At 38.5% G+C, this 23,925-nt stretch carries 18 protein-coding genes; 9 read left to right on the forward strand and 9 right to left on the reverse strand.

The features are described 5' to 3' along the window. Positions 1-11: 11 nt before the first annotated feature. From ESV24_RS05660 to ESV24_RS05675, 4 genes are all read right to left on the reverse strand, one after another. The gene (locus tag ESV24_RS05660) at positions 12-560 is read right to left on the reverse strand and encodes a GNAT family N-acetyltransferase (RefSeq protein WP_111814570.1); all 549 of its coding nucleotides are present in this window, start codon (positions 558-560) and stop codon (positions 12-14) included. 53 nt (positions 561-613) lie between these two features. Further along, the gene (locus tag ESV24_RS05665; protein ID WP_111814568.1) at positions 614-1,186 is read right to left on the reverse strand and encodes a hypothetical protein; all 573 of its coding nucleotides are present in this window, start codon (positions 1,184-1,186) and stop codon (positions 614-616) included. Positions 1,187-1,408: 222 nt separating this feature from the next. Next, complete coding sequence (locus ESV24_RS05670) at positions 1,409-3,184, reverse strand: serine hydrolase (RefSeq protein ID WP_235003978.1); 1,776 nt, start codon at positions 3,182-3,184, stop codon at positions 1,409-1,411. Positions 3,185-3,346: 162 nt separating this feature from the next. Next, a complete protein-coding gene (locus tag ESV24_RS05675) occupies positions 3,347-5,431 on the reverse strand; it encodes an amidohydrolase family protein (RefSeq protein ID WP_111814566.1) in 2,085 nt (694 codons plus the stop codon). A 227-nt stretch (positions 5,432-5,658) separates the two neighbouring features. Between ESV24_RS05675 and ESV24_RS05680 the strand changes: the two genes are divergently transcribed. Beyond that, positions 5,659-6,042, forward strand: a complete 384-nt coding sequence (locus tag ESV24_RS05680; protein ID WP_111814564.1) for a DoxX family membrane protein — start codon at positions 5,659-5,661, stop codon at positions 6,040-6,042. 39 nt (positions 6,043-6,081) lie between these two features. Then, the gene (locus ESV24_RS05685) at positions 6,082-7,749 is read left to right on the forward strand and encodes a formate--tetrahydrofolate ligase (protein WP_111814562.1); all 1,668 of its coding nucleotides are present in this window, start codon (positions 6,082-6,084) and stop codon (positions 7,747-7,749) included. Between the two features lie 213 nt (positions 7,750-7,962). Here the strand turns inward: ESV24_RS05685 and ESV24_RS05690 are convergent, their stop codons facing one another. After that, complete coding sequence (locus tag ESV24_RS05690) at positions 7,963-9,153, reverse strand: MFS transporter (protein WP_111814560.1); 1,191 nt, start codon at positions 9,151-9,153, stop codon at positions 7,963-7,965. A 301-nt stretch (positions 9,154-9,454) separates the two neighbouring features. On the opposite strand from ESV24_RS05690, the gene ESV24_RS05695 reads away from it, so the two are divergent. Beyond that, entirely contained in the window at positions 9,455-10,135 is a 681-nt protein-coding gene (locus tag ESV24_RS05695; protein ID WP_235003977.1) for a class I SAM-dependent methyltransferase, read from the forward strand. Here ESV24_RS05695 and ESV24_RS05700 read toward each other — a convergent pair. Both ESV24_RS05700 and ESV24_RS05705 read right to left on the reverse strand, forming a co-directional pair. After that, on the reverse strand, positions 10,110-10,973 hold the full coding sequence (locus ESV24_RS05700; RefSeq protein WP_111814558.1) for an RluA family pseudouridine synthase: 864 nt from the start codon (positions 10,971-10,973) through the stop codon (positions 10,110-10,112). The two genes, ESV24_RS05695 and ESV24_RS05700, sit on opposite strands and share 26 nt — an antisense overlap. A gap of 429 nt (positions 10,974-11,402) precedes the next feature. Beyond that, on the reverse strand, positions 11,403-12,239 hold the full coding sequence (locus ESV24_RS05705) for a CPBP family intramembrane glutamic endopeptidase (protein ID WP_111814556.1): 837 nt from the start codon (positions 12,237-12,239) through the stop codon (positions 11,403-11,405). Between the two features lie 385 nt (positions 12,240-12,624). On the opposite strand from ESV24_RS05705, the gene purK reads away from it, so the two are divergent. From purK to ESV24_RS05725, 4 genes are all read left to right on the forward strand, one after another. After that, the gene (gene purK, locus ESV24_RS05710; protein WP_111814554.1) at positions 12,625-13,779 is read left to right on the forward strand and encodes a 5-(carboxyamino)imidazole ribonucleotide synthase; all 1,155 of its coding nucleotides are present in this window, start codon (positions 12,625-12,627) and stop codon (positions 13,777-13,779) included. 185 nt (positions 13,780-13,964) lie between these two features. Then, positions 13,965-14,879, forward strand: a complete 915-nt coding sequence (locus tag ESV24_RS05715) for a virulence RhuM family protein/type II toxin-antitoxin system death-on-curing family toxin (RefSeq protein WP_111814552.1) — start codon at positions 13,965-13,967, stop codon at positions 14,877-14,879. A gap of 55 nt (positions 14,880-14,934) precedes the next feature. Continuing rightward, positions 14,935-15,417: a 5-(carboxyamino)imidazole ribonucleotide mutase gene (gene purE / locus ESV24_RS05720; protein WP_111814550.1), complete on the forward strand. Its 483-nt coding sequence runs from the start codon at positions 14,935-14,937 to the stop codon at positions 15,415-15,417. 58 nt (positions 15,418-15,475) lie between these two features. After that, positions 15,476-17,500 carry a M3 family metallopeptidase gene (locus ESV24_RS05725; protein WP_111814548.1) on the forward strand — a complete coding sequence of 675 codons (2,025 nt, stop codon included), beginning with the start codon at positions 15,476-15,478 and terminating at the stop codon, positions 17,498-17,500. A gap of 83 nt (positions 17,501-17,583) precedes the next feature. Here the strand turns inward: ESV24_RS05725 and ESV24_RS05730 are convergent, their stop codons facing one another. Continuing rightward, entirely contained in the window at positions 17,584-19,029 is a 1,446-nt protein-coding gene (locus ESV24_RS05730) for a M20/M25/M40 family metallo-hydrolase (protein WP_111814546.1), read from the reverse strand. Between the two features lie 170 nt (positions 19,030-19,199). Between ESV24_RS05730 and ESV24_RS05735 the strand changes: the two genes are divergently transcribed. Next, positions 19,200-19,748, forward strand: a complete 549-nt coding sequence (locus ESV24_RS05735; RefSeq protein WP_111814544.1) for a sigma-70 family RNA polymerase sigma factor — start codon at positions 19,200-19,202, stop codon at positions 19,746-19,748. A gap of 256 nt (positions 19,749-20,004) precedes the next feature. On the opposite strand, the gene ESV24_RS05745 is transcribed toward ESV24_RS05735, so the two are convergent. Then, the gene (locus ESV24_RS05745; protein WP_146743124.1) at positions 20,005-20,823 is read right to left on the reverse strand and encodes a UbiA prenyltransferase family protein; all 819 of its coding nucleotides are present in this window, start codon (positions 20,821-20,823) and stop codon (positions 20,005-20,007) included. 131 nt (positions 20,824-20,954) lie between these two features. Between ESV24_RS05745 and gcvP the strand changes: the two genes are divergently transcribed. Continuing rightward, positions 20,955-23,816 carry an aminomethyl-transferring glycine dehydrogenase gene (gene gcvP, locus ESV24_RS05750; protein ID WP_111814538.1) on the forward strand — a complete coding sequence of 954 codons (2,862 nt, stop codon included), beginning with the start codon at positions 20,955-20,957 and terminating at the stop codon, positions 23,814-23,816. Positions 23,817-23,925 lie beyond the last annotated feature (109 nt).

Below are 23,925 nucleotides of genomic sequence, written 5' to 3' on the forward strand. Positions count from 1 at the left end.
TTTATAATGAATTATAAGTCGATTTTATATTTTTCCCACTCCGTTTTATGTAGCGAATAGAAATTGTGAAGGGTGCCATCATAAATAAATTCATTTTGTTTTATAAGTCCCACTTTTTTCAAAATGGTATTGGAGGCTGTATGCTCAGCATCAGCAATTCCAATAATTTCGTGGAAGTTCAATTCTGTAAAACCATGATTTAATGAAGCGATGGCGGTTTCAGTAGCGTAGCCTTTTCCCCAATATTTTTTAATGAATCTGTAACCCAGATCGTAATATTGGGTTCTGCCGTTTATAACATCGGTTATAAGTTTAAAGCCGCTCCACCCAATAAAGTCGCCACTATCTTTTTCAACTACCGCCCATCTTCCAATTCCGTTATCGATGTATTGTTGTTTTATGGAAGCGATCATTTTTTTAGCTTCGTCCAAAGTGGAAATTGGCTTGTTTCCTAAAAAAGCATGCACCCCGGCATCACTATCCATCGCGAACATTTCGTGCGCGTCTTCATCTGTCAAATCGCGCATAAGCAAACGATCTGTTTCTATGTGAATTTTCATTTTCTTGATTGTTTTATTGATCAAAAGGAAAGAAGTCCTTTAAAAAGTATCTCTTAAAGCTGTTCTATAATTAAGGCTGCCAATTCAACTGCCTTTACCTTGTTAGCTGTGGCATCATCAGAGATTCTTACATGTAGATGAATCATCGTTCCCTTTGTCAAAAAGGTAAGCTGCGACATTGTTGAGCCCCAAATCGCCAAATCGCCAATGCCGTCTATGGCCACCCCATCTTTATAAACCTTTGTTGAAATTCCAAACATTTTTTCAGTAGCATTTTTAACCAATACGATGCTCGCTTCAGCCGGATAATTAAGAATTACCTCTTGCCCGGCAATACTTTTTTTAGTGGTAAATGCAATTGTCTCCCATTTGTAAAAACAAGATGGGTAGGTTCGCATCACATCTTTTATTTCGGTAAGATCATCAGCAGGTATGCCCAATACTTCCTTGATTTTTGTCTCTGTTACTAAACCACAAGGCGAAGTTGCATTTTCATTCTCGGCAGTAGAATCATCTTTTTCAGATACTGTTGCGTCAGATTGTGAGTTTTCTGCTTTGGAAGTTTCAGAGTTTCCACACGCAACTGTGAAAATACAGATGGCTATTAATAATAATGATTTCTTCATAATGTTGCGATTTAGGTTATTTTAGTTGGTTTTTTTAAGTCATTGAATATTTGACCACTAGACATTAAATGTACAAAAGGACATCCAATTATAAGTTCCAAATTCACAAAAACAAAAAAGCTTACAGATTCTCTTAAAGAACCCATAAGCTAATATAATAAATTACAAATCGAAAGGAAGCCATTAGAAATAGCCAACAACTATCAACCAGCAACCCATCAACTAAATCTTCTTCCCAACAATCTCCTGCCCCCCTTGAAACAAGGTCAAGCTCTCAACAAATCCAGCGCTATTTTTATTAAAAGTGATTTGCGCTGAAACCACCTTCAAATAAAACTCAGTTTCAGACTTTGGGAAAATTTCTGCAGCAGGTTGTCCAGTGGCTTGCGCCTTCATCTGGTTTCCCTCTTTGGTAATAGTAAGAACAAACCCCGGCTTTAATTCGTATTTGCCTACATAGCTAGCCAAAACTGCATCGGGTACGGTTGCATCTTTTATCATTCCTTCGGTTTCCACGCCCAACTTTTTCAGCATATCCATTCCGTTTTGGTTAGCTGGGTTTAATTCAATTGATTTCTTATAATTGGTAATCGCTAACTCATTTTTCCCTTGCTCCATTAATGCCTCGGCATAACTGTCATATACATTGAATGATTTTGGAAACGCTTCCACATTCATTTTAAAAACCGCTTCTGCTTCCTGTTTCTTTCCAGCTTGCAAGAGCGTGTAACCCATAGTATTCATTTCGCTTTCGCTATAGGAATATTCTTTTGAAGCTTTATTCTTTTCATAAAACGCAAGGCCAGCTTTCAAATCCTTATCAATAATTTCCTTGTAAACTAAATTGGCCACTGATTGCTTCGGCAGGTCATAGGTTGCTCCATGCAGAATGCCGTCAATCGCTATTGAAATATCTTCCAAGGGCGCTCTACCTGTATTGTTCAATAAGATAACCGTGGATTTTTCCTGGGGCATACGTGTAATAAGAGTGTTGAAACCATTTATTCCTCCACCGTGAACAATTATTTGCGTACTATCCTTGGTATTACCAATGGGCATTGTACCAATCATCCATCCATAGCCATAATATTGTCCAAAACCTGGGATGTATTTTTCATACATCATATCCATATATTTCTTAGGCAGTAACTTTTGAGTATATAATGCCTGATCCCACAAATACAGATCTTCCACAGTGGAATAAAGCGAACCCGCCGCATAAGGTGTGGACATATCTATATAGGGTGAATTTTCGGGAGTGCTTCCCTTCATTTCATAACCAGTAGCGCGTTTTTTAAGTATTGTATTGTGATGGTCATAACCAGAGTCTTTCATCTTTAGCGGGTCAAATATTTTTTCCTGCAAAACCGTTTCATAAGATTTGCCAGTAACCTTTTCAATTATAGCACCCAATAAAATATAACCGGAATTGCTATACGCAAATTGCGCTCCAGGCTTAAATGTTAAAGTGGAATCTGCAAAAGTTTCTACCATTTCCGTAGGCGTGAAAGAATTGCGGCTCATTTCCTCAAAGAATTTTGGGAAGGAAGTATAATTGGGCGTTCCCGAAGTATGCGTCAGCAATTGATGGATGGTGATTTTATCGCCATTTACTTTTGAATAATCTGGCAGATATTTGGAAACCGTAGCCTGCAAATCCAGCTTCCCTTCGGCTACCAATTGCATAATGAGCATAGCGGTAAACTGCTTTGTGATACTTCCCAAACGGTGCTTGGTATCGGGTGCATTGGGTATGTCCCATTCCATATTCGCCATGCCGAAGCCTTTTTTATAGATAACCTTGCCGTTATCGGCCACGAGTACTGAACCATTGAACTGTCCGTATTCAGTGTATTTGTTTAAAAGCTCGTCAAGTTGTGCCGTTTTTGTTTGTGCGAAGCTAGTAGCAAAGGTTGCCACAAAGGCAATAACCGCTACAAAGGCTGTTCTGCGGAAAGATCTTTTTTGTGCTTTCATTATTTTGATTGGTTTTTTCATTGATGAATTATTTTGATTGCAGATAGGACGCAGGTGAAGCAATTGTGTTACAAATAAAAGCTTTACACTTTTTTTTCGGAAATTATGATATATGATCTTTGGTTGTTGTGATGACAATTTGTAAAAAGATTATAACAAACAACAGCTAGTTTGAATTGGGAATTAATTCAATTTAACCACAGGCTTTTCAACAAACGGTTTAATACCAAACTCTGGATATATTTCACTCGGGAAATAAATAACCCCGCCACGAGAAACCATTGAAATCTTTTTTATGGCCTTTATGTCTTTCGTTGGATCGTTAGGAATAAGAAAGAAATCGGCAAGCATTCCGGGTTCAATAGCACCTCTATCTTTTTGCCCCAGATATTGGGCCATATCATAACTTCCCAATTTCAATAATTCTTCTGGGGTGTATCCCAATTGTTGATAGAGTTCCAATTCTCTGTGCAAAGTAAACGCCCCACCCAAATCAGTTCCGGGCAAAATCAAAATGCCGCGTTGTTTCATGAGTTTTAAGGTTTCAACAATTTTATCATAAGCCCCTCGGTATGCCTTATCTTCATCATCGTTGGCGATGCTTGCCATTGCCTCTTTAGCATCACGCTGTTCGCTAGCGGGCATATTTTCAATATAATCCAAAGTACCCACCTGCGTTTCCCCGTTGCGGGAAAGCAATAACAACTCGTGAATAGCAAGCGTTGGGTCCATTGCTACTTTATTTTTCACCATTAAATCCAGAGTTTTTTTCACTGGCGCGCTGTTCAGATCCAAATCTGGTAGGCGCTGTAATGCAGTTAATCGCAATAGGGTTCGGGTGTCTTCATCAGGCTCAAGAACCCAGCCCAACATAGTTTGATTAATGTGGGTCATTTCGTCAAAACCGGCCATCAGCATATCGTTCGCATTGGAAAAAGCAGGAACGTGGCCCGTTACGGGCATATTCAGTTCGTGTGCTTTTTTAACTATAGCAGGAGCCCATTTTCCATCCATACTATTGTATAATTTTATACCGTAAAACCCTTTATCGGCATAAGTCTGAACCGCCGCAAGGGCTTGTTCCTCGCTCTCCACAAGGATTCCGTTGTTACTATTAAATGGGCTTTTGCCTTCTATAAATCCTAATCTTGTAATGTTTGGTCCTGCTAAAACTCCTGATTCTATTTTTTGAACAAGACTATCCAGCACCTCATTGTTGTTGCCCATATCGCGAACCGAAGTAACTCCAGCCGCAACGTTCAAAAGGGCAGAATTCGCTCCCATATGGCCGTGCATATCGTAAAGCCCTGCCACCAATGTTCCTCCAGCGCCATCTATTTCAATTGCGTTTTCGCCAACTGCCACATCAGCGGCATCAATGCTTACTATTTTATCGCCACTTATCAATACCGAAGATAAATCTGTAAGCGCTAAAGTTTTTGGATCGAATATTTTTACGTTGCGAATGCGAATATTCTTTTCATATTTGTGTGCAAACCGCTTTTGCAAATCTTCATAGCGCTGCGCCGAATACTTCTCTGCAAGCAGGCGCATTCCCTTTTCTTCGCTCTCAAAACCAGACCGGATAATTATAACCCTCGGAGTGATTAGGGCGAAAAAATGATTCTTTTCATCTAAAACAAAATAAGTAGGATTAAGGCCTATTCCAGACAAAGCATAGCTTTTCAACTTCACTTGCCCAGCGTCTGAACTTGCTTCAATAGCCTCTAACTCCGTAAGCTGTAACAGCCCAGCTGGCAATGCTGTAATAGATTTATCTTTTGAATTTAGCAGAACGCGCGCCTGCATAAGTAAAGAGTACGGACTACCAGACTGATTTACATAAAAGGAAGGCTGCTCCATTTTTGCAGCGCCTTCTCCCGTGGCATCTGTCCAACTCGCATTCTTGCCGTCAAGCTTAAAACTTTCCTTTATGTCGTTGCCAAATGTTGTATTGCCAGCAATATCCCATTGCACCGGAAAACCTTCGTTATTGAGCACAATGGTTTCCTTAATAGTTGGACCTCTACCATTGTCTTTATAATCATAATTGGTGACAACGGTATCGCCAGAACGAGTGACGTTTAAATGACCAACCTTTGTCCCCGCAATAATTACGGTAAATGCTTCTTCGGCAGGTAAATCAGCTTGTGAGGAAGTTTGCTCAATTGGCGATTTACAGCTTTGGTTTACTAGCAGCAGCACACCAATTAAAAGATAGTACTGTTTGAATTTTTGAAGTTTCGGTATTCTGAAAGTGAAGCGCATTGATTTAGAGGTTTTGGTTAGAATAAGAACCGCCAAGCATTGAAAGCTTTGTGAATTAGCTTTTTAACTGGTGGGAATATCAAATATAGGTTTTAATTGGAAAATGGCAATTGGCTGTAAGCTTTAGGCAAAATAAAACCAAAAAAAGGCTTATGACGATTGTCATATGTTTTCTTTCATTTCAACCTTACTTTTATTTCCTAATTAACCTTTTAAAATCCAATAAAATGAAAAACAACCAATCACTTAAAACTTGGCTCAGAATTATCCTTGGCGTGTTCTTGATAGGATACGCATTAAACCAATTTTTCCATTTTCTGCCTACCAGCTATGGCGACATGCCCGAGGATGCAAAGGATTTTATAGATGCTACGGTAATATACCTTCCAATACTCTACGTTTTTGAAATCATTTTAGGGTTATTATTAATATTTAATAAATGGACAGCTTTTGTATTACTGGTCCTTTTCCCATTGTCAGTAACATTTTTAATATTCAATATTTCAAACCAAGATCTTTCTGATGCTTGGCCTGCGTTGATTGTTGCAATACTGAATTTTACCTTGTTACTATTTGAAAAAGAAAAATACAAGCCCCTTTTCAGTAAATAGAACTCACTTTTAATTCCATTTCTAAAGAGAAATTAATTTATGACCGATATACAAATTGCACAAAGCGTTACCCCTGAACATATTAAAAAAATAGCTGCAGAATTATCCATTCCTGAAGATAAGTTGGAATACTACGGTAATGACAAGGCGAAAATTCCTTTGAACATTATCGATGAAGCTAAATTAAAAAAAAGCAATCTTATATTGGTGACTGCAATTACACCTACTCCCGCCGGCGAAGGAAAAACAACAACTTGCATTGGGCTGGGCGATGCGCTCAATTATTTAAAAAAGAAAGCTGTTGTGGTAATTCGGGAACCAAGCTTGGGCCCCGTATTTGGCATTAAAGGTGGCGCTGCCGGTGGAGGTAGGAGTCAGGTTATTCCTATGGTAGATATTAACCTGCATTTTACGGGAGATTTTCACGCTATTGAAAAAGCCAATAACCTGCTTTCTGCCCTTATAGAAAATAACATTCAAAGTAAATCCAGAAGCCTTGGTATTGATCCCAGAACTGTAATCTGGAAACGGTGCATGGATATGAATGATCGCGGATTGAGAAATATTGTGGCCGCACTTGGCGGAAAAGCTGGTGGAATTCCCCGAGAAACAGGTTTTAATATTACTGCAGCATCTGAAATTATGGCGATTCTATGCATGGCATCAAATTTAGAAGACCTAAAAGAAAGATGTGGAAATATTTATATAGGTGATACTTGGGAAGGAAAGGCTGTATATGCAAAAGATTTAAATGCAAATGGCGCCATGGCTGTGCTATTAAAAGATGCTATAAAACCTAATTTGGTTCAAACACTGGAAGGAAATCCCGCCATTATCCACGGAGGACCTTTTGCCAATATTGCACAAGGAACCAACTCTATAATAGCAACAAAAATGGGGATGACCCTATGTGACTATACCGTAACGGAAGCGGGATTCGGAGCCGATTTAGGTGCAGAAAAGTTTATGAACATCAAGTGTCGCGCAGCTGGAATTTCTCCTAAAACCATTGTTTTGGTTGCTACCATAAGAGCATTAAAATACCACGGAGGCAAATCATTAAAAGAAATTACGCAGGAAGATGTGGAAGCAGTTAGAAAAGGACTTCCCAATTTGGAACGACATATTTCCAGTCTAAAGAGTTTTGGAATTCCTATTGTTGTTTCCTTAAACGCCTTTAAAACTGATACGGAAGCTGAAATGCAAGTCGTTGCGGACCATTGTGAAAAAGTGGGCATTCCCATAGCATTGAGTTATGGTTGGGAAAAGGGTGGCAAAGGTTGTACTGATTTAGCTGAAGAAGTGATTAAAGCAGCTAATTCTTGTAGTGACAAATTTCATCCTACCTACAGCCTCGATGATAGTGTAAATACCAAAATTGAAAAAATTTGCCAAACCATCTATGGTGCAGAACACGTTGAGTTAAGTAATATAGCGATTTCGCAATTACGTAAATATGAATCAATGGGCTATGGAAATTTACCTATCTGTATGGCTAAAACCGAAAAAAGTTTCAGTGATGATGAAAAGCGATTGGGCCGTCCGGAACATTTTGATATTCATATTAGGGAGTTTGAAATAGCAACCGGTGCCGGGTTTATTATTCCAATTGCTGGAAACATTTTGCGTATGCCTGGATTACCCGCCACCCCCGCCGCCGAGAAAATCACCATTGATGAGAATGGTATTATTGAAGGGTTGTTTTAAATAGTAGAATTTGCGATTGGCGACTATCTCTGCTATTTCCACAATATCAAATTAAGTTATATCGTGATTTTGTATGGCTTTATCACTCAACTTGAACTACTATATAAACAGAGGCTGCAATATTATTGGGTACACTATAGAAAATCCGCGAAAAACGAGCGAAGCGATCTGGCAAAACTATTTCCATAAGTCGGCTAGAACTAGCAATTAATTTTATAGATCGTTGGGTACATTTATTTTATTTTTCCTTCCCAACGCAATCAAACCCAAAATAGGACCTATCGCCAAAATTGCGTAAATGCCATTTGAATCCGTCAATGTTATCATTCCAGTAATAAATTGAATGCTAATTATAGTTATTGAAAACCCAAGGCAATTAACAATTGTAAGTGCGGTACCTTTTATTTCTGCTGATGCGTTTTGAGCCACTAGGGTTGATAACAATGGTGAATCTGCAATAACAACCATTCCCCAAAAAATAAGAAAACCAATAAACAAACTTTCAAATTCACTAGAAAACATCAATGGAGAAATGAGGCAACATCCACATGATAAGAGTAGTGCAATAAATGCTGTTCGTTTGGTTCCTACTGTTTGCGCAACATATGCACCGAGTACGCAGGCTAATCCACCTATTCCGATTATTAGAAATGATAATATTGGAATATTGAATGTTACTTGAGTATGTTCAATACTATATTTTTTTAGCATAATGGGTACAAATGCCCAAAAGGCATACAGTTCCCACATGTGTCCAAAGTAACCGAAAGCGACAGAACGAAATTCTCGATTATGAAATACCCTAAAAAAAGCTGACAGATCTGTACGTTGGCTAGATTTTCGGTATGGACCATCAGGCACCATAATTACCATCAATAAGCCACCCAAAACTGCAAGAGATGACGTTACCATCAGTACAGATTTCCATGCATATGCATCAGTCATTTCCTTCAGTAAATGGGGAAAAGCAGTACCTATCACCAAGGCGCCAACTAAAAATCCAAGTGATTTGCCCAGTCCTTGTTCATAGTAATCTGAAGCTATTTTCATCCCTACCGGGTAAATGCCTGCAAGAAAAAAACCAGTAAAAAAACGAAAGGAAAGTAAACTTATAAAATTGTTAGATTCCCATAGGACGCCTAAATTAAAAAGTGAACCTAGTAAAGCACTGATTAAAAATACTTTTGAAGGTGAAAACCGGTCAGCAATTGTTAGAATAGCGAAAATCAGTGTGCCAATAATAAATCCAAATTGTACTGCCGAGGTTAAATGCCCTAAAGCACTCGCTTTAAGCCCAAAATTGAGCACAAGATCATTTATCACACCATTACCAGCAAACCAAAGTGATGTACAGCAGAACTGCGAGATTACAATTACTGGAAGTATTAATTTAGAGTGTTTCAATTCTAGTGTTATTCAATTGTAACATGAGGATAAACACTATACAGTATTAATTCCTAATATATAAAATGATTTGTATTCAATAGATTTTCAAATTAAAGAACATTTCAAACCCACCAAGTACATATAATAATACCAAATATAGGTTTAATTCTAAATTATCAAATCTACCTTTTCAGGTCCTTCCACTAACGTAAAGCAAAAGTAAAAACGTTTTATATTTTTACATATAATTCGTCGGGTTGTTTTAATAGTACATTTGAACACCTCTAAATGGCTTTTAGCATTGATCAATAACTTATTTGTGAAAAAGAAAGAAACTGGAACTATAAGAATAAAGCAACCCTGGCCCACTAAGCTTGCTATGGAACAGGTTTATGAAATGAAACTTTGGGGCGGTACCGAATCTGATTTCTATTCTGGTGAGGGATCGCACCATCCTGAAATTGTAAATCCGTATTTAGCTGCTGTAACAGCATTTTTAACTTCTTTTAAAAATCCGCTAACGGTATGTGATTTAGGTTGTGGAGATTTTAATGTTGGAAAAGAGTTGGTAAAGCATACCAAGAAATATATTGCGATAGATATAGTAGCAGACCTTATAACCCGTAATAAAGAAAAGTTTAAAGCAGAAAATTTAGAATTTCATTGTTTGGACATCGCAGTAGCTGATTTGCCTTCTGGGGATTGTGCTTTAGTAAGACAAGTGCTACAACACGTATCAAATGCTGAAATACAAAGTATAGTGAATAAGTTGGCTGATTTTAAATATGTTATTCTCACAGAACATGTACCTGAAGGAGATTTTGTACCCAATAAAGATATTATCTCAGGACAGGGAAACAGGCTAAAAAAGCAAAGCGGTGTAAACTTATTAGCGCCGCCATTTAATTTTAAGGTTAAAGAAGAAAAACAATTAGCTGCAGTGGTTTTGAACGATGGTAAAGGAATTATAATAACTACACTTTATCAAATATTTTATTAAAGCTTTCAGGAAATTCATCTTTTAGATGCACTTCTTCATTTGTAAATGGATGTGTGAATTTTAAAGAATAGGCGTGCAAATACAAACCTTTACCGTTCAAAATTAGGTTTTCAATTCCATATTCTTTATCTCCCAATATCGGGTTTCCGATAGTAGAAAGATGTTTGCGCAATTGATGCCTTCTTCCTGTTTCAGGTTCTAATTTTACCAAGTTCAGTTTCCCGAATCTTTCTGAAGGGACAGTTTCACACAACGTATAATTTGATTGTGATTTCTTGCCATCAACTTCTGAAGTGATTTTGCCTCGATTGTCCATTTCCCCAATAGTAACTGCGTAGTATGTTTTCTTAACGGCTCTCTTTTCAAATAATTTATTTAACGCACGAATGCTACTGCTCGTTTTCCCAACCAATAAAATACCGGTGGTAGCAAAGTCTAATCGGTGAACAGGTTGCGGTGTTGTGGCATCGGGGAGATTACTACCCTTTAGGTTTTGATCTAAAGCATTGGCAATGGTTTTAAAACTATTGCCGCTCACCAAAATACCAGCAGATTTATGAATTACAGCTAAGTACTCGTCTTCAAATATTACTTTAAGTGGAAAGACCAGTTTTTTCTTAGGACTCACTTCTTTTAAAATGGATAAACGAATGCATTCTCCCCCATTTATAAAAGTAGCCGAAGTAGCAATAACACCATTAACCGTAATATACTGTTTCTTTAGCGCTTTCTTTAATGCTGATTTTGTCAAAGCTGCCTGAAAAATACCTACCCCATATTCTTGGAGGCGAATAGGAGTTTCTAGTTTTGGAGCAATATGGGTTTCGGTTGTTTTGATGCTATTTTTCTTATTATCAAAGTTTCCGGCTATGAGAAGTTGCGTGTTTAAGGCAATTTAAATTAATGACATTGCGCTCTCTCCAGCAAGGAATTATTAAAGGTATATCATTTGGTTGAAAAGAGGACTAAATACTTTTGCCTAGGAACGCGAGCGGGACGCTCGCGCCATCTGGAGTTATTAAAATACAAAATGAAGAAGTAGAAACTGATTATTCTAAAACAAGAAGAGTTATAGCATTTGCCTATGGTTAGGTTAAAAAATTGTAGTTTACAAGTATCTAAGATAGAAAAGGGATTGCCAGTGAAAAACCATCGCTTACCAAATTTGATTTAAAAGAAAATTAGAGCTTGAAATGTCATAAAATAAAAATATTATTCTTGAAGAGAGGGATTAGTGCTTTTCATAGAATATGGGTTTGTGTGTAGTCTAATATTTAGCCTCATTGTTGTCGGTTATAGAATTTTCTTTTCGGAAAATGGTAATTGAAATGCCGATTAATAATGTGAGGGTTACCCAAATCCAAAAACGTTGTTGAGGTATGTCTTTTTGCAAAATCAATACTGGCATAAGGGGCATAAAAGCATTGGCCACACCATGCGTATAAAGTCCTGAGAATGGCCTGTTACCTGAGATTTTTCGAATCCAGGAAAAAATGAAAGAATAACCAACCAACAGGAGTATAAAACCTCCGAAGTTCATATAGGTTTGACTTGAACCTGTTATAAACCATAAAGGAAGATGCCAGCAAGCCCAAATGACTCCAAGGATTATGTTTGCGTACCATATTCCAAATCGTTTTTCAAGGAGTGGAAGTGCATAACCCCGCCAGCCAAATTCTTCCTGACCTCCACCCAGGAATATCATCATTAATAAATAAGGAACAAAAACCCAGACAGAAGGTAATAACATTGGTAGTCGTTTTTCACCAAATAATTCAGGGAGAAACCATGCAATAAATGTACTACTGCCTAATATTACTAATGGAAAAATATAGCCTTTCCAACCTAAATGAAGATCAAGAAAACTTCGCAGATATTTTACTGTGGAACCTTTGTCACCCTGGCCTTTTCGTAAGGCAAAAAGAGCACCTGCCAGTGGTCCGAAGGCTCCAAGTATTATTATTGGCATTGTTGAGAAAGACAAAAGCTTATCCGAAATAGAAATGATTTTGAAATTACCAAGGACAAAAGGCGACCAAAGTACCCAGGACCAAAAAAATGTAATTAAAAAAAATCGGTAAGGGAAACGAATTTTTGCATCCATAATTAAAGTGATTTGTTATGGTTAAACATCATTAAAAAAATATACGAAATTGCACACAACTCGTATACATAACATTCGAGTGTTGTATATCCGGCCTATATCGATTTAACTAAAATTTTCCAAATATAAAACAAAAAAAAACCCACCCATTACGGAAAATCACTAGGATAGGCTAATAAAAAGGGGAGAATACCAAATATAACTTTTAATTTTAAAAAAGCAAGAAGGCTGTAGGCTTTAAGCCATAAGCAAAAATCTTTTCGCTTTTCGCTAACTCCTAAATCCCTACTCCCCATTTTACTATCTTTGCGGAGAAGCTTTAGGCTTTAAGCTGTAAGCAATAGGCAAAAAACCATCAACCATCAACCATCAACTATCAACCAATATGAATTATTTCTCCACCAGCTTCACCCTCGGCATCCTCGGCGGCGGACAGTTGGGCAAAATGATGCTCTACGAAACTCGTAAATGGGATATTAAAACACACGTTTTAGATCCGAGTAATGAAGCTCCGTGCCGCATAGCTGCAGATCATTTTCAGCAAGGCAATTTGATGGATTTTGAAACCGTTTACAACTTCGGAAAAAAGGTGGACGTACTCACTTTTGAAATAGAAGGCGTAAATATTGAAGCTTTGGAAAAGCTAGAAAGTGAAGGCATTAAGGTGTATCCCAGCGCAGCAACGCTCAGAAATATTCAGGACAAAGGCATTCAAAAACAGTTTTATAAAGACCACCAAATACCCACTTCGCCCTTTAAAGTTTATAAAGATAAATACGCTTTAAACGAAGCCATTGTTCGCAAAGAGCTTCACTTTCCTTTTGTGTGGAAAAGCTGCACCGGCGGTTATGACGGCAAAGGCGTAAGCATCATCCGCGAAGCCGAAGAAGTAATTCCATTATCGGAAGGCGCCTGTATTGCAGAGAAATTGATTCCCTTTAAAAATGAATTGGCAGTAATAGTAGCCCGCAACCCTTCCGGTGAAGTAAAAACCTATCCCGTGGTGGAAATGGAATTCCACCCCGAAGCCAACCAAGTGGAATACGTAATCTGTCCCGCAAGAATAGATGATGCTGTTGCAGAAAAAGCAAGAGCTCTAGCCACCAAAGTTTCCGAAGCATTTAAACACGTAGGCCTTTTGGCAGTAGAAATGTTCCAAACCGAGGACGATGAAATCCTAGTAAATGAGGTAGCACCAAGACCACACAATAGCGGCCATTACAGTATAGAAGCCAGCTATACCAATCAGTTTGAGCAGCAAATAAGAGCGATTTTAGATTTACCTTTGGGAAATACCGATAGTAAAGTAGCCGGAGTAATGGTGAATTTAGTTGGCGCAGAAAGTCACACTGGTCCCGTAGTTTATAAAAACATAGAAAAAATATTGGCAATGGAAGGCGTAACGCCTCACATTTATGGTAAAAAAGAAACCCGCCCGTTTAGAAAAATGGGTCACGTGACAATTGTAAACAAAGACCTCAACAAAGCAAGAAAGATTGCGGAGGAGGTTAAGAAGACGATTAAAGTTGTTTCGAAATAAAATTGAGTTATTGCAAAAATTGCACAAACCGAAAAATTTTTAAGAATCAACAAATTTTCAATCTTCTCGATAAGAAAAAGCTATGAAATGAAGCAACTTGGCGGGAATCCCGCCAAGTTCAAAAAATATAATGTATTAGTAAAAGCACTTCAAATATCATAATTTATAAGGCCGAAGATGGTCTGATGGATGTCCAAGTAAAATTTGACAAAGAAACGGTTTGGCTTTCGCTCAACCAGGTTTCAGAATTATTTGACAAAGATAAATCGGTAATTTCAAGACATATCCGAAATATTTTTAAAGAAGGAGAACTTGAAAGGAATTCAGTTGTTGCAAAAAATGCAACAACTGCTTCTGATGGCAAAACATATCAAATTGAATTTTTTAATCTGGATGTAATAATTTCAGTTGGTTATCGCGTAAATTCCAAAAAAGGAACACAATTCAGAATTTGGGCGACCAGCCAATTAAAGGAACATCTCATTAAAGGTTACACCTTAAACGAAAAACGCCTAAAACAACTCCAACAAACAATTCAGCTTGTAAACCGAGCATCAAAACAAATCTCAAATACAGACGAAGCCCAAGGTTTAATGGAAGTGCTTTCCGATTATTCAAGAGCACTTGACATTTTGGATGATTACGATCACCAAAAGCTTTCAAAAAAAGTTACTGATAAAGACGTAACATTCAGCATAGATTACATAGAAGCCATTAAGGCCATCGAACAGTTACGGAAAAAGTTTGGCGGTTCTAGTCTCTTTGGTAACGAAAAAGACCAATCCTTTAAAAGTTCCATCGCCGTAATTGACCAGACCTTTGACGGTAAAGATCTTTATCCAAGTCTTGAAGAGAAAGCCGCAAACCTTTTGTATTTGGTGGTGAAAAACCATTCCTTTACAGATGGCAATAAACGCATTGCCGCTTGGTTATTTGTTTGGTATTTAGCCAAAAACAATTTTTTGTATAATGAAGATGGAACAAAAAAAATCGTCAACAATACGTTAGTTGCCTTAACTTTGATGATTGCAGAAAGCAATCCCGCAGAAAAGGAAATGATGATAAGCGTAGTTATGAATTTAATGAACTCGAAAGAATAAAATTTTAAGCAACAAATTCCAAAACCTTGAATTTTGAATTTTAAACCTTGAATCAATGAAAGTAGCAATAATAATGGGAAGCACCAGCGACCTGCCAGTAATGCAGGAAGCTGTGGATATTCTAAAAGAATTCAAAATTGAAGTGGAAGTAGACATCGTTTCTGCCCACCGCACCCCCGACAAACTTTTTGATTACGGAAAGAACGCACACACACGCGGTATTTCGGTAATAATAGCCGGAGCAGGCGGCGCGGCGCATCTTCCGGGGATGATTGCTTCATTGTCGCCATTGCCCGTTATTGGCGTTCCCGTAAAATCCAGCAACTCCATTGATGGTTGGGACAGTATCCTTTCCATTCTTCAAATGCCCGGCGGGGTTCCCGTTGCCACCGTTGCGCTTAATGGCGCCAAAAATGCGGGTATTCTAGCAGCACAAATTATCGGGTCTTCCGATAAAGCTGTTTTGGATAAGATTATTGCTTACAAAGAAAGCCTTAAAACAAAGGTTGAAGAAGACACTAAAAAAATGAAAAAATAATATATCAATAATTCCGTAGGCGCGCGATTAATCGCGCGCCTACAATTTTCAAAAAACAATGAACAACAATCCTCTTTTACATCCCTTCAACACCGCCCCATTTTCCAAAATAGAAAACAAACATTTCCTCCCTGCTATCAGCAAATTGATTGAAGAAACCAAAGCGGAAATAGATACAATCACTTCAAACACTGAAGAACCTAGTTTTAAAAACACAGTAGAAGCACTTGAAAACACAGGAGAACAACTTGACAGAGCAACAAGCATTTTCTTCAACCTCAACAGCGCCGAAACCAATGACGAAATTCAAAAACTAGCACAAGAGATTTCGCCTATGCTTACTGAATTCAGTAATGACATGTTGTTGAACGAGGCGTTGTTTGAAAGAATTAAAACGGTTTATAACCAAAAAGACACATTAAAACTTTCCGGAGAACAGCAAATGCTGCTCGATAAAAAATACAAAGCTTTTTCAAGAAACGGTGCCAATCTATCCGAAGAAAAGAAATCGAAACTGCGAAAAATTGACACCGAGCTTTCAAAGCTAAGCCTTACTTTCGGCGAAAACATATTAGCAGAAACCAATAAGTTTGAACTTCATATTACAGATGAAAAGGATCTTTCGGGCTTACCGGAAGGCGTACTTGAAGCAGCGGCACAAACCGCCGAAGAAAAAGGAAAAGAAGGTTGGGTTTTCACATTGGATTACCCGAGTTACGTTCCATTTTTAACCTATGCCGATAACCGCAAACTGCGTAAAAAAATGGCGATTGCCTTTGGAGCAAAAGGTTTTCACAATGATAAATTGGACAACCAGCAAAATGTTTTGCAGATTGCAACGCTTCGCCATAAACGGGCAAATTTATTGGGTTATAAAAGCCACGCTCATTTTGTGCTAGAAGAACGCATGGCAGAAACACTGGAAAAAGTAAAATTATTTTTAACTGAACTGCTCGAAAAAGCAAAACCAGCTGCCAAAAGAGAATTCGAAGAATTGACGGCCTTCGCAAAAGAATTAGACAGCATCGACCATCTAGAAAAATGGGACGGCGCGTATTATTCTGAAAAATTGAAACAGAAGCTTTTCAATCTTGATGATGAAAAGCTAAAGCCTTATTTCGAACTAAAAAACGTAATCAATGGCGTTTTTACTGTTGCTGAAAAACTCTACGGACTTCATTTTGAAGAAGTGCAAAACATCGATAAATATCATGCCGATGTGAAAACCTACGAAGTAAAAGACGACGAGGGCGAACTGGTTGCCATCTTTTATGCGGACTTTCACCCGCGGGCAGGAAAACGTAATGGTGCTTGGATGACATCTTATAAACCCCAACAAATGAAGGACGGAAAAAATGAACGTCCGCATATTTCAATAGTTTGCAATTTTACGAAACCGACGGCCAGCAAACCTTCACTACTAACTTTTAATGAAGTAACAACATTATTCCACGAGTTTGGCCACGCGCTGCACGGCATGTTAGCAAACACCCACTACCCTAGCCTTTCGGGCACGAGTGTTTACTGGGATTTTGTGGAACTGCCAAGCCAGATTTTGGAGAATTGGTGTTACGAAAAAGAAACGCTGGAACTCTTCGCTACACATTACAAAACAGGAGAAGTAATCCCAATGGAGTATTTAGAAAAGATAAAGGAGTCCGCTACTTTTCATGAAGGAATGGCAACATTACGCCAGTTGAGTTTTGGACTGCTCGATATGACTTGGCATGGTTCTGACCCATCAGGAATTAAAGATGTAAAAGCTTTTGAAGTAGCCGCTTTTGATGACACCAAACTCTATCCAGATGTGAATGAAAATTGTATGAGCACTGCTTTTTCACACATTTTTCAAGGTGGTTATTCAGCGGGCTATTACAGCTACAAATGGGCTGAGGTTTTGGATGCGGATGCTTTCGCCTTGTTTAAACAGGAAGGTATCTTCAACAAAAAAGTGGCGGACCGTTTTAAGGGCTTTGTCCTTTCGCAAGGCGGCACTGTGGATCCAATGGAACTATACATCAAATTCCGCGGACAAAAACCTGATCCGGAAGCACTTTTAAAACGCGCAGGATTACTCCAATAAATAAAATAAGGCATCAAAAATTTTTAATTTTTGATGCCTTATTTTTTGCCTACAGCTTAAAGCCTAGAGCCTAGAGCATTTTACTAATTGAGTATAAATTTCTTAGTAAAGGAGTACCCATTTTCCAAAGTGAACTGCGCAATATAAAAACCTTGCGCAAATTGCTGCAGCTGTACGCTTCCTATTTCACTATTCATTTCTTCAGAAATTATTCTCTGTCCGGCTACATTGTAAATAGCTACTTCTTTTACGTTTGAAACCGTATTGTTCAAACGAAAATTCAAGGTTTTATCTTTTACAAAAACACGAATGGCATTTTCAGAAAAATCATCTACGGAAAGAGTCTGCGGTTTGGCCGCTTCAATCAAAAACTGTAATCCAAGTTTTGTAAATTTCACTGAATGGTCCGGTTCACCAAAGAAGGAATAAACATCTCCGGGACTATGAATATTAGGATTGTCTTCGCCAAAGTCCGCTTCAAATGGAAAGGCAGCATCAAAACCATTGTCGGCCCAGCTAGCATGGTCTGAGCAGCCATAACCACATTCGGTATAATTATAGGTAAAACTGTGTATGCCCGAAGCATTGTAATGATCCATCAAATCAGTTAAATAATTGTTTAGACTACTGCTGTTATACCAGTCTGTCGTAATATAAATATCACTATTGGAGCCATTATACCCAGTCATATCAAACTGTACATAGGCAGCTACATTTACGCCGTCATCGGCATATTCCTGCGCAATTTCGGCAGAACCTACAAGGCCAATTTCTTCAGCTGCAAATGCCATTACTTCTATGGATCTATTCGGCACAAAATTCTTTTCAAGAAGTACGCGTACCATCTCGTTAAGCGATGCAATACCTGAAGCATTATCATCTGCGCCCGGAGCGTTATTCTTGTCTCCAAATGTAGTTGAATCTATATGCCCACCAATAATTACAAATTCATCTGGCGTATTCGCTCCTTCAAAAGTTAGTATCACGGAAGGCATTGGGGTATTCACGTGGTTGTAAATACGGGTGCTTACGTCAGTTCTTCCAGCAGCTGTAATCATTGCATCCCATTTAGCCTTTTGGTCTATAACGGCTTGTTCTGCCTGAGATTTGGTATGATAACGAGTACCATAGCCCTGCAGGTTCAATATGTCGTTTTCTATGTTTTGGCCATCAACAAGGTCTAAACATTCGTTTACAAATATGTCTTCGGTAATGCTGAAATCAATTTGTGGATTTCTACGCGGCTCACGATTCAATGCCTGCAGTGCCATCGCTTCCGAAGCTCTGAAAATATAGCCTGGGCCGTGGGTTTTCACATTGTCGTGGATGCTATGGGTTACTTCTTCTGAAAGCAGCACAGCAGCCTGTTTTTCATTGCTCGCCAAAATAGTTATTCCTTCTGGATAAAGTGCTTTAAAGGAAACCGCGTCTGTAGCATCCATTGTGGCATAGATGTTACTGCCATTTTGCGCAAGTCCTGCAATTGTAAATAATAGAAAGGTAAAAATTCCTGTAGTAAATTTTTTCATTGGGAAATTTATAGAGTTAATTCCCGTAAAAATAATACATCTGCCCAAACTATTAGGGTAATTTACAAGTTTAACTATTTCTGCATAAATTATTTAAAACTAAATGGTTGGTATTTTCGTATATGTTCTTAAAACTTCCCTATTTTTGAAATAGGCTAAAAACTATTCTTTTGGAATTACTGAATCCGGACCAATGGGTCGACAAATATGCTGATTACCTTTACAACTACACTATTGTTAGGGTAAATGACCATATTGTTGTGCAGGATTTGATTTCTGAAACTTTCTTGGCAGGTCTTAAATCGAAAAATAACTTTAAGGGTGAAGCCACAGAACGCACTTGGCTAATTTCAATTTTAAAGCGAAAAATAATCGATCATTACAGAAAAACAAATTCCAAAAAAGGAAAGGCTGAAGTTCACATTTCTTACCGAGATGACGATTCTGAAGGCGATTGGCTGGAAGAAAACGCCGCTGATCCGTTTGACAAAACCGCCGAAGACAGGATGGTAAACAAAGAATTAGGGCTTGCCATTTTAGAATGTTTAGACAATCTGGAAGAAAGACAGGCCACAATTTTTAAGTTAAAAACTATAGAAAATTTTGATACTGAATCCATTTGTAAAGAATACAATATTACGCCGTCTAACCTTTGGGTAATAATTCACAGGGCACGAAAGTCATTGGCTGAGTGTTTGGAAAAAAATTGGCTTAACTAATAAATATGAAGTTTTTTTTGAAATGTGGCGAAGCTGCAATAGTATGTGACAAAGTTCAATACAAAGAAGCTGGAACCATGGCTAGATTTATGCTAAGGGCGCACATATTAATCTGTAGACCGTGCCGGGGTTATTCTGAGCAGAATGTAAAGTTGACTAAAACAATACGTTCAGCAAAACTAAGTGCGCTTTGCCCTGAAAGAAAACAACTTTTAAAGAAGCGAATACGTGAGGAACTCGACAAAGAAAGACTTCTTTAAAGCATTTCAAAAAGCATAAAAACAAGCAGCCAAACTATTGGCAGGCTCTCCACCCAAAAAGATGAAAAATAGCGGTTTTGTTCAGGTTTTGAAATAACCAACAACCACCCCAAAACGATGCAAAAAACTATCAAGCTTATTATATAAGCTACTACAAAATCATCTTTGAAAAACTCAAAAACCAAACATGGCAACAACACTCCCAGACCCATCAACTTGGTGTTTCTCACACCCATTTGTTGTGGCAGCGTTCTAAGCTTGAGCGCATCGTAAGGCACATCGCGTATTTCAAAAGGCAGTATAAGCGCCACAACAATAAAAATACGCTGGAAAAAAGTGAGTAGCACATCGCCAGTAATTGCGACTTCCGAAGCAACAAAAGGTAAAACTACCGTCACACCTGACCAAACAAATGCTACTACGAAAATTTTTATTCCTGAAAAGTTTCTTAAATTTTTACTTCTCACAAATGGAACCGCATAAAAGAAAGTTGCCAAACCAAATGCTGTAGTTATAATTAGTACATCAATAGCGAGCCGAAAGGCAATAATACCAAGCAATACGAAACAAATTGCTGAAAAAACTTGAATGGTTTTTAAGGACTGTGTCAAACTTCTATGGTGGAGCCCCGCAACTTTGGCGTATTTCACAAAATTATAACCTGTTAGCGCGCCCAAGAATACAAACGCCCAAATCTCCTTCGAAATCGTTAAATTATACTCCAAAACAGTAATCGCCAATAGCGACACAACCGCCAAGGCAACATGAATGCTACTGTTTATATAAAAAGCGAAAACACCTCGGAGTACCTTCATAATATCAAAAATAACCAAAGTGTTTATAACCTCACTATTTAGTTGAAAAATTTAATATTTCAGCCTCTTAAAAATGAACTATTTTGCGTTTAAAATTGTAATTTTGCCACCTAAATTTCAAACGCAAATTAATGAATACAGATTCTTTTGCTCTAAGGCATATCGGTCCCCGGGAAAATGACCTTCCTGAAATGCTTTCAACCATTGGTGTAAGCTCTATTGATCAACTTATTTTCGAAACTGTTCCAGACGATATTCTGCTTAAAAAAGCGTTAAACTTGGACACGGCGATGAGCGAACAGGAGTACCTGGAGCACATTACCGAACTTTCCACAAAAAACAAACTCTTTAAAACATATATTGGGTTGGGATACCACCAGTCCATCACACCGCCCGTAATTCAAAGAAATATTCTTGAAAATCCGGGCTGGTATACCGCATACACACCTTATCAGGCCGAAATTGCCCAAGGCAGATTGGAAGCTCTTTTAAACTTTCAAACAGTAATTAGTGATTTAACAGGAATGGAGCTTGCAAATGCCTCACTTTTGGACGAATCTACCGCTGCTGCAGAAGCAATGGCACTTCTTTTAAATGTGCGTGAAAAGTCAAAGAAAAAAAGCGACGCTTCTAAATTTTTTGTCTCGGAAGAAATACTTCCGCAAACGCTTTCTTTACTGGAAACACGTTCTGAACCTTTAGGAATTGAATTGGTTGTGGGCAATCACGAAGATTTTGACTTTTCAGAAGAATTCTTCGGTGCTATACTTCAATACCCAGGTAGAACAGGAAAGGTTTACAACTATAAAGACTTCATTGAAAAAGCGAATGACAACCAAATAAAAGTTGCTGTAGCTGCAGATATTTTGAGCCTTGTGATGTTGGAATCTCCTGGTCATTTCGGTGTTGATGTTGTTGTGGGAACCACCCAACGATTCGGAATTCCGTTAGGTTACGGCGGCCCACACGCGGCTTTCTTTGCTACAAAAGATGAGTATAAACGAAGTATTCCGGGAAGAATAATTGGCGTTACCAAAGATACCGATGGAAACAGAGCACTACGTATGGCTTTGCAAACCCGCGAGCAACACATAAAACGCGACAAGGCAACGTCCAATATTTGTACTGCGCAGGTTTTACTTGCCGTTATGGCAGCAATGTATGCCGTTTATCACGGTCCCGAAGGATTAAAATACATCGCAAGAAAAGTTCACAATGGAGCGGCAACACTGGCCAATGCTTTAGAAAAATTAGGCTTCGAACAATTAAACGAAACCTATTTTGACACCATCGCCATAAAAACCGATGCCACTAAAATTAAGTTTTTAGCAGAGGCAAAAGAAGTAAATTTCTATTATCCTGATGACGAAACTGTTTCCATTTCAATAAACGAAACCACCACGGTAAAAGATCTGAACAAAATAGTTTCGATCTTTTCCGAAGCCATTAAAAAGGATTTCCAGAAAATTACTGAATTAGAAACCGGAAATAAAATTCCGCAGGAAGTATCACGTAAAACGGAGTTTCTTCAACAGGAGGTTTTCAATAAATACCACAGTGAGACCGATTTAATGCGGTACATCAAAAAACTGGAGCGTAAAGATCTTTCACTAACCCACTCGATGATTTCTCTGGGCTCTTGCACAATGAAATTGAACGCTGCCGCGGAAATGCTTCCATTGAGCGACCCAATGTGGGGGAACATACATCCCTTCGTACCTGTGGACCAAGCAGAAGGCTATCAAACCATTCTGAAAAAGCTTGAAAAACAACTTACTGAAATCACTGGGTTTGCAGGAACTTCACTGCAACCAAACAGTGGTGCACAAGGTGAATATGCTGGCTTAATGGTTATTCGCGCTTATCACGAATCTCGCGGTGAAAGCCATAGAAACATTTGTTTAATCCCTTCTTCCGCACACGGAACAAACCCGGCAAGTGCAGTAATGGCAGGTATGCAAGTAGTGGTTACCAAAGCCAATGAGGAAGGCAATATAGACGTTGACGATCTACGCGAAAAAGCATTAAAGCACAAAGACAACCTGTCCTGCTTGATGGTTACCTATCCTTCTACACACGGTGTTTATGAATCTGCGATTCGTGAAATAACAGGTATTATCCACGAAAATGGCGGACAAGTTTATATGGACGGTGCAAATATGAACGCGCAGGTAGGCTTGACCAACCCGGGCGCAATTGGCGCAGACGTTTGCCACTTAAACCTTCACAAAACATTCGCTATTCCCCACGGAGGTGGCGGTCCTGGTGTTGGCCCCATCTGTGTGGCAGCGCAATTGGTTCCGTTTCTACCTTCAAATCCAGTGATAAAAACTGGTGGTGAAAAAGCTATTTCAGCAATTTCCGGAGCGCCTTATGGTAGCTCTTTGGTTTGCTTAATTAGCTACGCCTACATCTGTATGCTTGGTGTGAATGGTTTGAAAAAAGCTACGCAGTATGCTATTTTGAACGCAAACTACATTAAAGAAAGACTGAGTGGCCAATATGACGTGCTTTATGCAGGAGAGAAAGGCCGCGCAGCCCACGAAATGATTGTGGATTGCCGTCCATTTAAAGCCAAGGGAATTGAAGTTACCGACATCGCAAAACGATTGATGGATTACGGTTTCCACGCGCCAACGGTTTCTTTCCCTATTGCTGGAACGTTAATGATTGAGCCTACTGAAAGCGAAAGCAAGATGGCCTTAGATCAATTTTGTGATGCGATGATTTCTATTAGAAAAGAAATTGAAGATGCAGATAAGGACGAACCAAACAACGTATTGAAAAATTCGCCACACACACTGCAAATGCTGACAACGGACGATTGGGAATTTCCGTATAGCAGACAGAAAGCGGCGTTTCCATTAGAGTATGTTTCAGAAAATAAATTTTGGCCTTCAATTAGAAGAGTAGATGATGCTTACGGCGATAGAAACTTGATTTGTACCTGTAACCCTATTGAAGCTTATATGGAAACTGAAGTTAGTAGTTAGTAGTTAGTAGTTAGTAGTTAGTAGTTAGTAGTTAGTAGTTAGTAGTTAGTAGTTAGTAGTTAGTAGTTAGAAAATACTGAATACTGCTTACTGCGTACTGACTACTAAA

This window comes from Aequorivita lipolytica, from assembly GCF_007997135.1.
GTDB classification, from domain to species: Bacteria; Bacteroidota; Bacteroidia; order Flavobacteriales; family Flavobacteriaceae; genus Aequorivita; species Aequorivita lipolytica.

What these genes read in the sequence shown, in the direction of transcription:
- gcvP (WP_111814538.1), top strand. Translation starts at nt 20,955, where the DNA reads ATGAATACAGATTCTTTTGCTCTAAGGCATATCGGTCCCCGGGAAAAT.
- ESV24_RS05715 (WP_111814552.1), top strand. Translation starts at nt 13,965, where the DNA reads ATGGATGTCCAAGTAAAATTTGACAAAGAAACGGTTTGGCTTTCGCTC.
- ESV24_RS05705 (WP_111814556.1), bottom strand. Translation starts at nt 12,239, where the DNA reads ATGGATGCAAAAATTCGTTTCCCTTACCGATTTTTTTTAATTACATTT.
- ESV24_RS05730 (WP_111814546.1), bottom strand. Translation starts at nt 19,029, where the DNA reads ATGAAAAAATTTACTACAGGAATTTTTACCTTTCTATTATTTACAATT.
- ESV24_RS05665 (WP_111814568.1), bottom strand. Translation starts at nt 1,186, where the DNA reads ATGAAGAAATCATTATTATTAATAGCCATCTGTATTTTCACAGTTGCG.
- ESV24_RS05680 (WP_111814564.1), top strand. Translation starts at nt 5,659, where the DNA reads ATGAAAAACAACCAATCACTTAAAACTTGGCTCAGAATTATCCTTGGC.
- purE (WP_111814550.1), top strand. Translation starts at nt 14,935, where the DNA reads ATGAAAGTAGCAATAATAATGGGAAGCACCAGCGACCTGCCAGTAATG.
- ESV24_RS05685 (WP_111814562.1), top strand. Translation starts at nt 6,082, where the DNA reads ATGACCGATATACAAATTGCACAAAGCGTTACCCCTGAACATATTAAA.
- ESV24_RS05725 (WP_111814548.1), top strand. Translation starts at nt 15,476, where the DNA reads ATGAACAACAATCCTCTTTTACATCCCTTCAACACCGCCCCATTTTCC.
- ESV24_RS05675 (WP_111814566.1), bottom strand. Translation starts at nt 5,431, where the DNA reads ATGCGCTTCACTTTCAGAATACCGAAACTTCAAAAATTCAAACAGTAC.
- ESV24_RS05670 (WP_235003978.1), bottom strand. Translation starts at nt 3,184, where the DNA reads ATGAAAAAACCAATCAAAATAATGAAAGCACAAAAAAGATCTTTCCGC.
- ESV24_RS05745 (WP_146743124.1), bottom strand. Translation starts at nt 20,823, where the DNA reads ATGAAGGTACTCCGAGGTGTTTTCGCTTTTTATATAAACAGTAGCATT.
- ESV24_RS05660 (WP_111814570.1), bottom strand. Translation starts at nt 560, where the DNA reads ATGAAAATTCACATAGAAACAGATCGTTTGCTTATGCGCGATTTGACA.
- purK (WP_111814554.1), top strand. Translation starts at nt 12,625, where the DNA reads ATGAATTATTTCTCCACCAGCTTCACCCTCGGCATCCTCGGCGGCGGA.